Origin of the sequence: Clostridium sp. BNL1100, from assembly GCF_000244875.1 — a bacterium.
Classification (GTDB): domain Bacteria; phylum Bacillota; class Clostridia; order Acetivibrionales; family DSM-1351; genus Ruminiclostridium.
On record NC_016791.1, the window covers coordinates 1432409 to 1447274 of the forward strand.

Sequence of the window (14866 nt, forward strand, 5' to 3'; positions counted from 1 at the left end):
AATGAGTTTGGAAACACGATATTTGAGTAAAACTGATTTTGAATCCTATGAGGATTTTAGAGAGAACTTTAAGCTAAACGTTCCATCTAACTTCAACTTTGCTTATGACATAATAGATGAGTATGCGAGACTGGAACCTGAGAGACTTGCGTTGGTGTGGTGCGATGACCACGGAAACGAAAAGAAGTTTACTTTCGGAGAGTTGAAGTACTGGTCAGACAAGACTGCCAATTACCTGGTTGCCAACAGATTAGGCAAGGGAGACAAGGTAATGTTCATATTAAGAAGAAGATATGAATTTTATTTCTTTGCATTCGCTGCCATGAAAATAGGCATTACCTTTATTCCGTCCACAAATCAGCTGATGAAGAAGGACATAGTATATAGAAACAATGCAGCAGAAGTAAAGGCTATTATAGCATATAATGATTCGGCAATTATTGAACATGTTGAGAATTCAATGGAAGATTCCCCTACGGTTAAAAAGTATATAATGGTTGGCGGAACCAAGGATAAATGGCTGGATTATGATAAGGACATAGAGGGCTTTTCTGATAGCTGGATAAGGCCTGCAGGAGAAATGAATACTCAAAATAAAGACTATATGATAATTTATTTTACGTCAGGCACTACCAGTATGCCTAAAATGTCAATACATGATTTTACATATCCGCTGGGACATATTGTTACTGCCAAGTATTGGCACAGGGTTGTTGAAAATGGGCTGCACCTGACAGTTGCCGATTCAGGTTGGGCAAAATTTGCATGGGGCAAGCTTTTTGGACAATGGATATGCGGTGCAGTACAATTTTTATATGATATGGATAGATTTGATCCTTGCAATCTGCTTGAGAAAATAGAAAAATATCAAATAAAGACTTTCTGTGCTCCGCCTACAATTTACAGGTTTATGCTTCAGCATGATATTACGAAATTTGATTTATCATCTATGACGCACTGTTCAACAGCAGGAGAACCTTTGAATCCTGAGATTTTCAACAGGTTCAAAAAGCTGACGGGACATGAAATATTAAACGGATTCGGACAGACTGAAACTACCGTAATTGTAGCAAATTATGAATGGTTGCCGGTAGACCCCGGTGCCATGGGAATGCCGAATCCTGCCTACAACATTGATGTAGTGGATGAAGAAGGGAACTCCTGTCAGGTTGGAGTAGAAGGCGAATTGGTAATAAGGGATGTTGATACCAATAAGCCCGCAGGTTTGTTCTGCGGATATTATAAAGACCCTGAATCAACGGCAAGAGTGTGGTATAATAACACATACCATACGGGTGATGTTGTTTACAAGGACGAGCATGGTTACCTGTGGTTTGTAGGAAGAAATGATGATGTTATAAAAGCATCAGGCTACAGAATAAGTCCCTTTGAAGTAGAAAGTGCAGTAATTGAGCATCCGTCAGTTGTAGAATGTGCCGTTACCGGTGCGCCTGACAGTATAAGGGGTACGGTTGTAAAGGCGACAATTGTTCTTGCAAAAGGTTATCAGCCTTCAGATGAATTGAAAAAGGAAATTCAGAGTTATGTAAAGAAAGTTACAGCACCATACAAATATCCCAGAATAATAGAATTTGTTGATGAATTACCAAAAACAATTAGTGGAAAAATAAAAAGAGCGCAGCTTCGTCAGGATGATCATAAAAAGTTTGAATCTTCATGATTCAAACTTCCAAATCATCATAGAAGCTGATGTTTCATATGAATTGGAAGGATTATCTTATGAATGAAAAAACTCAAAGAGTACTTGAATTTTATAAAATTATTGATAAATTAAAAGGCTTGACCGCATCTGAATTGGGGAGGGAGCTTGTTTTAGAGCTAACTCCTCAAACTGATTTAAGGGCGGTTGAAAAAATGCTGTCAGAGACCAATGACGGTGTAAGTTGTGTATTGAAAAGGGGCTCACCTCCCCTTGGAGGAATAACTGATATCAGGATGACCCTTAAAAGGCTTGATATGGGAGGAGTGCTTAGTCCGGGGGAATTACTGCGCCTTGCAGGAGTACTAAGAGCCGCCAGAAGGCTAAAAGGATATATTAACGATAAACTGGACGAAAATAAAACCAATGTGGTCAATGAACTCATATCCTGTCTTGAGTCAAATCAGAGGTTGGAGCAGAAAATCGAGAACTGTATATTAAGCGAAGATGAGATTGCTGATAACGCAAGCCCTGCACTAAGCAGTATCAGACGCCAGATTAAGGAGCAGCAGGCGTCTATTAAGGATAAGCTGAACTCCATCATTCGTTCCACAAAATACCAGAAGTTTATTCAAGAATCTGTTGTAACCATGAGGGGGGACAGGTATGTAATCCCGGTAAAACAGGAGCATAAGGGAGATATACCCGGATTGGTGCATGATTCTTCTGCCAGCGGTGCCACATTGTTTATTGAGCCAATGGCGGTTGTTGAAGCGAACAACAGTATAAAACAGCTTAGGGTGAAGGAGCAAACGGAGATAGACAGGATACTTGCCGAGCTGTCTCAGGATGCTTCTCTGATATTGCCGCAATTAAATGCAAACATGAGTATAATGGCAAGGCTTGATTTTATTTTTGCAAAGGCAAAACTGGCAGTAGATTATAAATGTATTTGTCCTAGAATTAATGATACCGGCAAAATCATTATAAAAAAAGGAAGACATCCTCTTCTGGATCCTCAAAAAGTAATACCAATTGATTTCTGGATCGGTGAAAAATTCAGTTCATTGATTGTTACCGGGCCTAATACAGGGGGCAAAACAGTATCCCTTAAAACAGTGGGACTGTTTACTTTAATGGTACAGTCGGGGCTTCTGGTTCCTGCAAATGAGGGAACGGAGATGAGTGTGTTTGAAAAGATTTATGCAGACATTGGGGACGAGCAGAGCATTGAACAAAGCCTTAGTACATTTTCATCCCATATGAAGAATATTGTGGATATACTTAGCGGTGTCAACAACAAGTCGCTGATACTGCTGGATGAGCTAGGGGCAGGGACAGACCCCACAGAAGGGGCAGCTCTGGCTATGTCAATTCTTGAATCTCTGCACCAGATGGGTGCTACAACTCTGGCAACAACACACTATAGCGAACTCAAGGTTTATGCTATTTCTACTACAGGAGTTGAAAATGCATCCTGCGAATTTGACGTGGAAACACTTAGACCTACCTACAGGCTTCTTATAGGTGTACCCGGAAAGAGCAATGCATTTGCCATTTCTAAAAGACTTGGTCTGACAGATGACATAATAGAAAGGTCAAAGGAGTTTCTGTCTCAGGAGGACATAAGGTTTGAGGATATACTATTAAGTATAGAAAAGAACCGTAGCGAGGCCGAAAAAGAGAAAATGCGTGCCGAAAGCTACAGACAGGAAGCAGAACGACTTAAAAAGGATTTGGAGGATCAGAAAAGAAGATTAGCAGCACAGAAGGAAAGCGAACTTCGAAAGGCTCGTGAAGAAGCACGACGGATTCTAACAGATTCAAAACATCAAGCAGACGAACTGGTTTCAGAAATGAAAAGACTGGCAAAGGAGCAGGAGGAGGCTGAAGTACGAAGACAAACAGAGGAGCTTCGTCAAAGACTTAACAAGAGTATAAACAATTTGGATGATTCTCTGGTTGAGTCCATAATGCCTAGACAGGGGCTAGTGAAACCGCCTAAAAATCTTAAACCAGGTGATACTGTATTAATAGTTAACCTTAACCAGAAAGGAACGATTTTATCACTACCGGATAAGAACGGGGAAGCACAGGTTCAGGCTGGAATTATGAAAATAAATGTTCATATTTCAAACCTCAAATTAGTAGATGAGCAGAAACAGCAGATACAAAGAACCGGAATGGGTAAAATAGGTGTTTCGAAAGCACAGAATATGTCAACTGAAATTGATTTGCGTGGAATGATGCTCAGCGAGGCTGTTGACGTTGTTGATAAGTACCTCGATGATGCAAGTATTGCAGGTATGGGGGAAGTAACGCTTATACACGGGAAAGGCACCGGAGCTTTGAGAGCCGGACTCCATCAGCACCTGAAGCATAATCCTCATATAAAAAGCTTCAGACTTGGTAAACTGGGTGAGGGCGAAAACGGTGTTACAGTTGTGGAACTTAATTAACTTACGCCCAAAACATGCAAAAGGTTGACAATTTAGATATGGTAAATTAGAATAATTAGTGGCCTTTTACTTTATATTAGATATATTGTTTAATATGGATTAAAAAGAAGATTAATTATAGATAATAAATTAGGAAGTAGTGAAGGAGAATTTTTGTGGATATCAGACAGGAAATAAAGAACATAGCAATAATAGCGCACGTTGACCATGGAAAGACTACTCTGGTTGATGCCATGCTTAGACAGAGCGGTATTTTCAGAGAAAACGAGGCTGTTGCTGAAAGAGTAATGGATTCCAATGACCTTGAAAAGGAAAGAGGTATTACAATACTTGCAAAGAATACTGCTGTCAACTATAACGGAACTAAAATCAATATTGTTGATACTCCCGGACATGCCGACTTCGGTGGAGAAGTTGAACGTGTACTAAAAATGGTTGATGGTGTTTTACTATTAGTTGATGCATTTGAAGGTGCAATGCCCCAGACAAGGTTTGTACTTAAAAAAGCATTACAACTGGACTTAAAGCCAATTGTTGTTGTAAATAAGATTGACAGACCGGAAGCAAGACCAGAGGAAGTGGTTGACGAAGTTTTGGAATTGTTTATCGAATTGGGAGCCGACGATGACCAGTTGGAATTCCCGGTTATTTATGCTTCTTCAAGGGAAGGTTTTGCAGTTTGCGACCTTGGCGGGGAAAGAAGAGATTTAAAACCGCTATTTGATGTAATCATAGACAAGGTTCCTTCACCTCAGGGTGAACTGGATGGAACTCTTCAGTTGTTAGTTTCAAACATAGACTATGATGAGTATGTAGGAAGAATAGCTATAGGAAGAGTTGAGAGAGGTTCAGTAAAACTTGGCCAGCCCGCAATAATTTGTAAGAAGGAAGGAAATCAGCTTAACGCTAGAATAACAAAGCTATATTGCTATGAAGGTCTCAAGAGAATTGAAACTGCAGAAGCAAAGCTGGGGGATATAGTTGCGGTTTCCGGCGTAGGTGATGTTACAATCGGTGACACTATATGTGAAATAGGTGCACCGGACCCGTTGCCTTTTGTTGCTATTGACGAACCTACTTTGTCAATGACATTCAGCGTAAATAACAGTCCGTTTGCAGGAAGAGAAGGTACTTTTGTTACTTCAAGGCATTTGAGAGACAGACTCTTCAAAGAATTGGAAACAAATGTAAGTTTAAGAGTTGAGGAAACTGATTCTGCTGATGCTTTTGTTGTATCAGGAAGAGGAGAACTTCATCTTTCAATATTGGTTGAAACAATGAGAAGACAGGGATATGAATTCCAGGTTTCAAAGCCATCGGTTATTAACAAGGAAATAGACGGCGTGTTAATGGAGCCTATAGAATACTTAATGATAGATGTTCCTGAAGAATTCATGGGAACAGTAATGGAAAAACTCGGACAAAGAAAATCCGAGATGGTTAATATGACATCTGCAAACCAAGGTTATATGAGACTTGAATTCAGGATTCCAGCAAGAGGTTTGATCGGATACAGGTCTGAATTGCTTACTGATACAAAGGGAAATGGAATTATGAACCACGTATTCCATGGATATGAACCATATAAGGGCGAAATCCCTACAAGGTCAAGAGGTTCACTGATCGCTTGGGAAGATGGCGAAGCTGTTACTTACGGCTTGTACAACGCTCAGGAAAGAGGAACTCTTTTCATAACACCGGGAACAAAGGTTTACGAAGGTATGATTGTAGGTGAGAATGCCAGATATGATGACTTGGTTGTAAATGTATGTAAGAAGAAGCATGTTACAAATATGAGAGCTTCCGGTTCAGATGAGGCATTGAGGTTGACACCTCCTACAAATTTAAGCTTAGAGCAGGCTTTGGAATTTATTGCCGAGGATGAACTTGTAGAGATGACTCCAAAGAGTATCCGTTTAAGAAAAAAAGTACTGGATACAGAATCAAGAGCTAAGATAAGAAGTAAAATGTAATTACCGGGAATATGGACAAAATTTAAAAAGAATATTATAGTATTTATTATAAAAGCTTTTGAATTTTTAGAATGGAGTCACATATTTGATGGATAGAAGATTAAAAGTGTCATTAACAGGGATACTGACTGTGATTGTCGGGATATTGCTATCAATCCCAAACATCATGAATTATTTCGGAACTCTGTTAAAAGGCTTTGATGCTAAGTTTGGTCTGCTTAACGCAGCGTTTACGGCAGTAGGACTTACATTGGTTCTTTTTGGATTATTTATAATATCAGCCGGATTAAGGAAGATGTCCTTCTGGCTGACCATTTTTATTGTTTTTGTATTTATTTTTACAGTGGGAGCTGTTATAACTTTTAGAAGTACGGTTTCCACGGATACATCTGAAACAGTAACCAAGGAAGTCAAAATAAAGGCTGATGCCGAAGGCGCAAAGATGGTTGATATACCTATGGGATCAGATACCAAGACTATTGCCGGAATACTTGCAAATGAAGGTATTATCAGCAAGCCTCAGATTTTTACAATTGTGTCAAAAATTAACGGGTTTGACGGCAAGTATCAGGCAGGTACCCACGTTCTGAAATCGGGATTGGAATTCAACACAATAATGACAATTCTTACCGGAAAGCCGGAAAGTAAAAAAGTAACCATACCAGAGGGCTTGAGCTACAGACAGATTGTGAATACCTTTGTTAAAAAGGAACTTGCTACTATAGACAAATTTGATTATGCAATGAAGTATCAAAAGTACGATTATGATTTTGTAAAAGATATAAAAGACAGTAATAACCGTGAATTCAAATTAGAAGGGTATTTATTTCCCGATACATATGAATTTGCAATGAACGCCAGTGAAAAGACAATAATAAACGTAATGCTTGAAAACTTTAAAAACAAGATAACAAAAGAGCATTATAAGCGTGCCAAGGAATTAGGTATGTCAATGGACGAAGTTATTACTCTTGCTTCCATTATTGAAAGAGAAGCAAATAATACCAAAGACAGAAGGCTGGTATCGGCAGTATTTCATAGACGTTTAAAAAGCAGGGATTTGAATAAGTTACAGTCCTGTGCTACTATACAGTATGTTTTCCTAAATAAAGAAGGAAAAGTACATGAGAAGCTTACCTACGAGGATACTAAAATTACAAGTCCATATAATACGTATATTCATCCGGGTCTTCCACCGGGACCAATCTGTTCACCGGGTATGGATTCCATAAACGCAGCATTATATCCCGATGAAGATACGGACTACATGTTCTTCATCGCAGGGCCGGACGGTTCTACTAAGTTCTCCAAGACATATCAGGAGCATTTAAAGGCGATGAAGCAATATGGATTGGCAAAATAATTACACAAAAATTAATTAGGCTGGCTTAAATGCCGGAAATATATAAAATAAAGATGGCAGCAGCCATCTTTATTTTTAACGTTGTAGCTGATTGGAGCAATGACATGATTAATTACGAATACATTACTCAATATATAAGAAAGACAATTAAACCAAATACCGGTCTTTTAGCGGAGCTTGAAGAATATGCTTCAAAAAATCATGTACCAATAATTCAGCCTGAGGTCGCAGCACTTTTGAAGGTTATTGGTAGTATGAAGCGTCCCGCAAGAATTCTGGAAGTTGGGACAGCCATAGGATATTCTTCTATATTATTTTCAGGATTTTTACAACAAAAGGGTATAATAGATACCATAGAGCGAAATGAAGAAATGATTGAGGTGGCCAGAAAAAATATTAAGCGTGCCGGACTTCAGGGTACTATAAATGTAATTGCAGGAGATGCTTTAGAGGTTCTGACCTGCCTTGATAAAAGCTATGATATGATTTTCATTGATGCAGCAAAAGGACAGTACGGTGAGTTTTTTGAACATTGTAAGAGGATGCTTGCTTCAGACGGAATTATTGTTTCCGACAATGTTCTATATAAGGGTATGACTGCAAGTGATGAGCTTGTGGTAAGAAGAAAGAGAACCATAGTAAACAGAATGAGAAGTTTCCTAAAGGAGCTTTGCGAGGATGAGTCATTTGAAACAGGTATAATTCCTATTGGAGACGGAGTAGCACTTAGCTATAATAAACAGTAAACAACGTTGTGGGAGGATTTATGAATAAAGTTGAGCTTCTGGCTCCGGCCGGAAATCTTGAAAAGCTTAAAATGGCAATTATGTATGGTGCTGACGCAGTATATATTGGCGGACAGAAGTTTGGTTTAAGGGCATCTGCTGACAATTTCTCACTTGAGGATATCAAGGAGGGACTTTCCTTTGCACACCAGCGTGATTGTAAGGTTTATGTCACTGTTAATATAATTCCTCATAATGAGGACCTTGAGGGATTGCCTGAATATATAAAGCAGCTTGATGAACTGGGAATTGATGCGGTTATAGTTTCTGATCCTGGAATTTTTGATATTGTACGTGAGAACGCTCCTGACATGGAGATTCATATAAGTACTCAGGCTAACAATACCAATTACTCCAGTGCTATGTTCTGGTACAGGCATGGTGCGAAAAGAATTGTTACTGCAAGGGAGCTTTCTCTTCAAGAAATAAGTGAAATCAGGTCGAAAACACCTGACGACTTGGATTTAGAGGCATTTATCCATGGTGCGATGTGCATTTCATACTCAGGAAGATGCCTGCTCAGCAGCTATATGGCAGGACGTGATTCCAACAGAGGAGCATGTTCTCACCCTTGCAGATGGAAGTATCATCTGGTTGAAGAAAAGCGTCCCGGAGAGTATTATCCGGTTTATGAGGATGAAAAGGGAACATATATATATAATTCAAAGGATTTGTGTATGATTGAGCATATCCCTGAATTGGTTAAAGCAGGTATTTATAGCTTCAAGATTGAAGGCAGAATGAAAAGCTCATTTTATGTGGCAACAGTTGTAAGTGCTTACAGACAGGCTATCGATGCGTATTTGGCCGACCCTGACAATTACAGGTTTGACCCTGAATGGCTGAAAGAACTGTCTAAAGCCAGTCACAGAGAATATACCACCGGATTTTATTTTAATAAGACTACAGGTGCCGATCAGATATACAATACCAGCTCCTATATTAGAGAATACGACTTTGTTGGTATGGTACTGGAATATGACAAAACAACCGGTATTGCAAAGATTGAGCAGAGAAACCGTATGATTGTGGGAGATGAAATAGAAGTGGTAAGCCCACGTAAAGGCTATTTTACCCAAACTATTAAAGAAATGCATAATGAGGATGGTGAAAGCATCAGAACTGCGCCTCATGCACAGATGATTGTATATATGCCTATTAATGAGGAAGTGGGGCCTTATACGATTTTGAGGAGGAAGTAGACGTTAGCTTTAAAAATAAATATATAAATATAAAAAAGAAGAATGCCATTTGGTATTCTTCTTTTTTATATAATACATTATCTTATTTCAATCCACAAACACTTGACCTTTAAATGTAAAAAATTAATCAAATATTTGACTATATAAAAAATTATATCAACTGATAAAAAATAAGTCAAAATTAATTGACAAATAATACCAAAAAGAGTATATTCAAGATAATGTAGTATATAATGGAAATTGAAATTTGGATTATATTTTTAGTTTAGTAATATTATTATCTGATTTTATTTAAAAAAGTTCAACAGTTAAGTTAGCAAAGAAAAGAGGAAAACTATGTTCATAGCTCATATCAGAGAAGACGGAACAGAACAAAGTGTAAGGGAGCACTTGGAAAATGTATCTTTACTATGTGCAAAGGCTTGTAAAAAAATTTCACTGGAGAATACGGGAAGATTAATCGGACTTCTCCATGATATGGGAAAGGAAACTATAGAATTTAAAAATTATATCAAATATAGTTTTCTGCATCCCGAAGATAAGTCAATGAAAGGAAAGATTGACCACGCTACCGCAGGTGCTAAATTTATTTACAAAACTTATTATTGCTCAAAAGATCCTTATGAAAAGCTTACTGCACAAATTATATGTCTTGTAATTTGCTCACATCATGGGGGGTTAATCGATTGTATTGATTTAGAGTTGAGAGATAAATTTACCTCAAGAATCAATAGAGATGATTTGCAAATAAATTATGATGAAGCTATAAATAATTTTTTCGAGGATTGCCGTGAAATGAATGAAATCCAAAGATTGTTAATGGAAGCCGTTCAGGAGATAAAAGATATTTTAACTAGAATCAGATTGGTATATGATAAAAAACCTTTTGGTAAATTTTCAATGGGACTAATAGTTAAGCTTTTATTCAGTTGTCTTATTGATGCCGACCGATATGATACATATAGCTTTATGGTATCAAAAGACATAACGGATAACGAAAACGATATATTTAAAAACTGTTTGTGGACAGGACTTTCAGAGCATTTAAATAAAAAGCTGGAAGGCTTACCGAAGCTATCTCATATAGATTTGTTACGAAATGAAATATCACAATCTTGTAAAAGTTTTGCCAAAAATAAAACAGGTATATATAAGCTCTTAGTACCTACTGGTGGAGGAAAAACGCTATCAAGCCTTAGATACGCCTTAGAACATGCCCGAAAATTTAAGAAAGACAGAATTGTTTACATAATACCATTTACCACTATAATAGACCAGAATTCTAAAGAAATTAAGGATTTTTTGGATAGAGAGGACATTATTTTAGAGCATCATTCTAATCTGATAATAGACAATGAAAATGAAGATTATAAGCTTTTGACCGAAAGATGGGACAGTCCTATAATTCTGTCAACAATGGTACAGTTTCTAAATACTCTTTTTAACGGGGGAACTCAAAGTGTCAGAAGATTGCACAATCTTGTAAACTCAATAATTATCTTTGACGAAATCCAAGCCATACCAATCAAATGTATTAGCATGTTTAACTATGCTATAAATTTTTTGTCTAAAATTTGCAATACAACGGTGATTCTTTGTACAGCTACTCAACCTATGCTTTCAATGACTGATAGACCATTATTTATTGAGGAAAATACAGATATTATCTCTAACGTAGGTGAAAAATTCAGAGATTTTAAAAGAACAAAGGTTATACCAAAAATAAAGTCCGGAGGTTATAGTATACAAGACCTGAAGGATTTTTCTTCAGGTTTAATGGAACAGGTAAACAGCACTTTAATTATACTTAATACAAAGAAAGCAGCCAAAGAATTGTTTAAAGGAATTAATGAAGAGAATTCAAAGTTATCAAAAGATAAAAGAGCTTTGGTATTTCATTTGAGTACGAATATGTGTCCCGCCCACAGAATAGAATCGCTTGATAAGATAAGAAAAGTCCTTGGCAAGAAGAAAGTAATTTGTGTCAGTACTCAGCTGATTGAAGCAGGAGTAAACATTTCATTTGAGTGTGTTGTACGTTCTCTGGCAGGATTGGACAGTATCGCCCAGGCAGCCGGAAGATGTAACCGACACGCTGAGAGCAGTTGTGGAAATGTTTATGTTATAAATATGGACGCCGGTAGTGAAAATGTCAGCAGGCTTTTGGAGATAAAAACAGGTCGGGATAAAACATTGCGGTTTTTTGAAGAGTTTAAACAGAATCCCGAAGCTTTTGATAGCGACTTACTCTCGCCGAAAGCTATTGATAAATATTTTGAGTACTATTTCAATGAATTGAAATTACAAATGAATTACACTCTTCCAAAGCCATATGCCGATAAAACTATGTTTGATTTACTCTCGGAGAATAAGCAAGCTGTACAAGACTATATTGACAGAAATCAAGTAAAACCTGACTTAATGCTGTACAATTCCTTCAAGACGGCGGGTGATTATTTCAAGGTTATAGACCAAAATACAGTTGGTGTAATTGTTCCATATGGAAAGGGAGAAGAGTTAATAACAAATATTAATGGTAAATGCAATATTAAGGACTTAAAAAAATATTTAAAGGAGGCTCAGCAGTACTCGGTTAATTTATACGATCAGGAATATAGAAATTTGAACGACTTGGGAGCTTTTATACAGTTGAATAACGGAGGGGTGATTACACTTAGAAAGGAATTTTATGACGAACAAGTAGGCATAACAGATGAGAACCAACAAATGGAATTTTTAAATTATTGAGGTGAAAATGATGGAAAGAGCAAACAGCGTGGAATTTAAGGTTAGTGGAAGGTATGCACTTTTCAGTGACCCGATAAACAGGATTGGAGGTGAAAAAATTTCATACCAAATACCTACCTATCAGGCTATAAAGGGTATTTTGGAGAGCGTTTACTGGAAACCAACATTTATTTGGTATATTGATGAACTTAGAGTTATGAAATATATTAAAACCCAGTCACAGGGTATACGACCTATCAATTATACAGGCGGGAATACTCTATCAATCTATTCATATCTTACTGACGTGGAATATCAGGTTAAAGCTCATTTTGAGTGGAACTATAACCGTAAGGATTTAGGTAAGGACAGAAATGAAAATAAGCATTTCATAGTCGCTAACAGAATGATTGAAAGAGGCGGAAGACGTGACATTTTCCTTGGTACACGGGAATGTCAGGGGTATGTGGAGCCATGCAAATTTGGAGAGGGTAAAGGAGATTATGACAATTACGGAGAGATATCTTTCGGAATAATGTTTCACGGGTTTGATTACCCTGACGAGGCATATGATGAATCAGGCAGGGACAAGCTTGTGGCAAGGCTATGGTATACGAAAATGGAAGACGGATATATAAAATTCATCAGACCTGAAAATTGTGAGATAAAGCGTGAGATAAAAACTATGAAAATGAAAGAATTTAAAAATAGTAATTTTAGCGGTCTTAAAGAATTTGAAGAGGGAGGTGAAATACTTGGGTTGGATTAATAAACTTTATGATACATATGAAAATTGTATAAGTGAAGTTGGAAAACCCCGAACCGATAAAAAAACTCCTTTGCTGCCTGTTGGACATTCTACACAAAATGCACAAATTGGGGTTGTTATTGATATTGAAGGAAATTTTCGCCGTGCCAGAATTTTGGATAAGAATGAGCAGGTTACTATAATTCCCGTAACAGAAGACTCTGCAACAAGAAGCAGTGGAATCTCGCCACATCCCTTATGCGACAAGCTTCCATATGTTGCAGGAGATTTTTCTCAATATGTAAATAAGGAAAAGGGTAAAGATTTTTTTAATAAATATATCGAACAGCTTGAAGACTGGTGTAGTTCAGAGGATAAAAATAAAAAGGTTTGTGCTGTCTTTGATTATTTAAAAAAGAAGCAGCTTATTGCAGACTTGGTCGAACAAAAAGTATTGTACTGTGATGAAAGCGGTAATTTAAAAAAAGACATAAAGCTCGGAACAGTTTCTCAAATAGATGCATTTATAAGATTCGTAGTTGAGGATACAGGAAATTCAAGTAGTGAGACAGCTGTTTGGCTGGATAATGAGGTTTATAAAAGCTATATTAAATACTACCTTAAAAAGCAGAATGGGGCAGATATATGTTATATAAAAGGGGAGAAGATTCCATACTCGGAAAAGCATCCTTCTAAAGTAAGAAATTCAGGAGATAAGGCAAAGTTAATATCAGCTAATGATGAAAGCGGGTTTACATACCGGGGTAGGTTCTCTGACAAAAAACAAGTGATAATTGTTAGCTATGAAGTTTCTCAAAAAGCACACAATGCACTTCGCTGGCTTATTGACATTCAGGGTTATAGGTTTGGAAATCCTAAGGATGGGGAAGAGGTAATTGTGGCATGGGGTACAAATAATCAAAAGGTTCCTCCCTTATTAGAGGATACCGATGATATTTTTGGGGAAGAAGGGGATTCACTGACCATAGTATCTACCCAGAAGGAATATGCACGTAGGCTTAACAAGGCAATTTCAGGATACGGGTGTGAGCTTGACACCAATGCAGATATAGTAATAATGGGACTTAATTCTGCGACAACCGGAAGGCTGTCTATAACATATTTCAGAGAGTTAAAAGGACCAGACTTTCTGAACAGGATTGAAAAGTGGCACAACACGTGTAGCTGGAGGCACAGCTATAAAAGGATTCAGGATGGGACTGATGAAAAAGGAAAGAACAAGTATAAAACAATAGAATTTATTGGGGCCCCGGCTCCAAAAGAAATTGTCAGGGCTGCATTTGGTATCGAAAGAAATGAAAGGCTTGAGGTTGATGACAAATTAATGAAATCAACAATAGAAAGGTTGCTACCATGTATTATTGATGGTGCCAGATTACCTTACGATATTGTTAATTCAGCCGTGAATAGGGCATCTAATCCAATTTCCATGAACCCGTTTAATTGGGAAAAGTCACTAAGCATTGCATGTTCATTAGTTAAAAAATATAGAAATGATAAATATCAAAAGGAGGAATGGGATATGGCACTTGATGAAAATCAAAATGACAGGAGCTACCTTTTTGGAAGATTACTTGCAATCGCACAGGAAATTGAATCGTGGGCTATCAGTACTACAGGAGAAAGAAGGGAAACTAATGCAGAGAGGCTTATGCATCAATTCAAGCTCCACCCTTATAAAACCTGGGGAACAATAACTAACAAGCTCAGACCTTATATAGCAAGGCTGGGTGAGAAAGGTAAAAAATATGTAGAGCTAAAGACTAAAGTTAACTCAATGATTTCATATGAAGATTTTACTAGTTCTGAACCTTTAAAGGACAGCTATATATTAGGCTATTACTGCCAGAGACAGGTATTTATTGATGAAATGAACAGGAAAATTGCAGAGAAAAATGAAAAGAAACTTGAAAATTTAAATTAAAGGA

General features: G+C 37.4%; 9 protein-coding genes. All 9 read left to right on the forward strand.

What is annotated here, in order from left to right:
• Position 1: 1 nt before the first annotated feature.
• The 9 genes from CLO1100_RS06060 (at position 2) to cas8c (ending at position 14862) form a co-directional block, all read left to right on the forward strand.
• Positions 2 to 1681 (forward strand): AMP-binding protein, encoded by a 1680-nt coding sequence (locus CLO1100_RS06060; RefSeq protein ID WP_014312871.1) that lies wholly within the window; start codon positions 2 to 4, stop codon positions 1679 to 1681.
• 59 nt (positions 1682 to 1740) lie between these two features.
• The gene (locus CLO1100_RS06065) at positions 1741 to 4119 is read left to right on the forward strand and encodes an endonuclease MutS2 (protein WP_014312872.1); all 2379 of its coding nucleotides are present in this window, start codon (positions 1741 to 1743) and stop codon (positions 4117 to 4119) included.
• A gap of 149 nt (positions 4120 to 4268) precedes the next feature.
• Entirely contained in the window at positions 4269 to 6092 is a 1824-nt protein-coding gene (typA, locus tag CLO1100_RS06070; protein ID WP_187288926.1) for a translational GTPase TypA, read from the forward strand.
• 88 nt (positions 6093 to 6180) lie between these two features.
• Complete coding sequence (gene mltG, locus CLO1100_RS06075; RefSeq protein WP_014312874.1) at positions 6181 to 7455, forward strand: endolytic transglycosylase MltG; 1275 nt, start codon at positions 6181 to 6183, stop codon at positions 7453 to 7455.
• 104 nt (positions 7456 to 7559) lie between these two features.
• Positions 7560 to 8201: an O-methyltransferase gene (locus tag CLO1100_RS06080; protein ID WP_041700385.1), complete on the forward strand. Its 642-nt coding sequence runs from the start codon at positions 7560 to 7562 to the stop codon at positions 8199 to 8201.
• 20 nt (positions 8202 to 8221) lie between these two features.
• Complete coding sequence (locus tag CLO1100_RS06085) at positions 8222 to 9442, forward strand: U32 family peptidase (RefSeq protein ID WP_014312876.1); 1221 nt, start codon at positions 8222 to 8224, stop codon at positions 9440 to 9442.
• A 336-nt stretch (positions 9443 to 9778) separates the two neighbouring features.
• Positions 9779 to 12190, forward strand: coding sequence for a CRISPR-associated helicase/endonuclease Cas3 (locus CLO1100_RS06090; RefSeq protein WP_014312877.1), 2412 nt, complete (start codon positions 9779 to 9781; stop codon positions 12188 to 12190).
• Between the two features lie 10 nt (positions 12191 to 12200).
• Positions 12201 to 12938 (forward strand): type I-C CRISPR-associated protein Cas5c, encoded by a 738-nt coding sequence (gene cas5c, locus CLO1100_RS06095; protein ID WP_041700180.1) that lies wholly within the window; start codon positions 12201 to 12203, stop codon positions 12936 to 12938.
• Positions 12916 to 14862, forward strand: a complete 1947-nt coding sequence (gene cas8c / locus CLO1100_RS06100) for a type I-C CRISPR-associated protein Cas8c/Csd1 (RefSeq protein WP_242836688.1) — start codon at positions 12916 to 12918, stop codon at positions 14860 to 14862. The genes cas5c and cas8c overlap by 23 nt, the downstream gene beginning before the upstream one ends.
• Positions 14863 to 14866 lie beyond the last annotated feature (4 nt).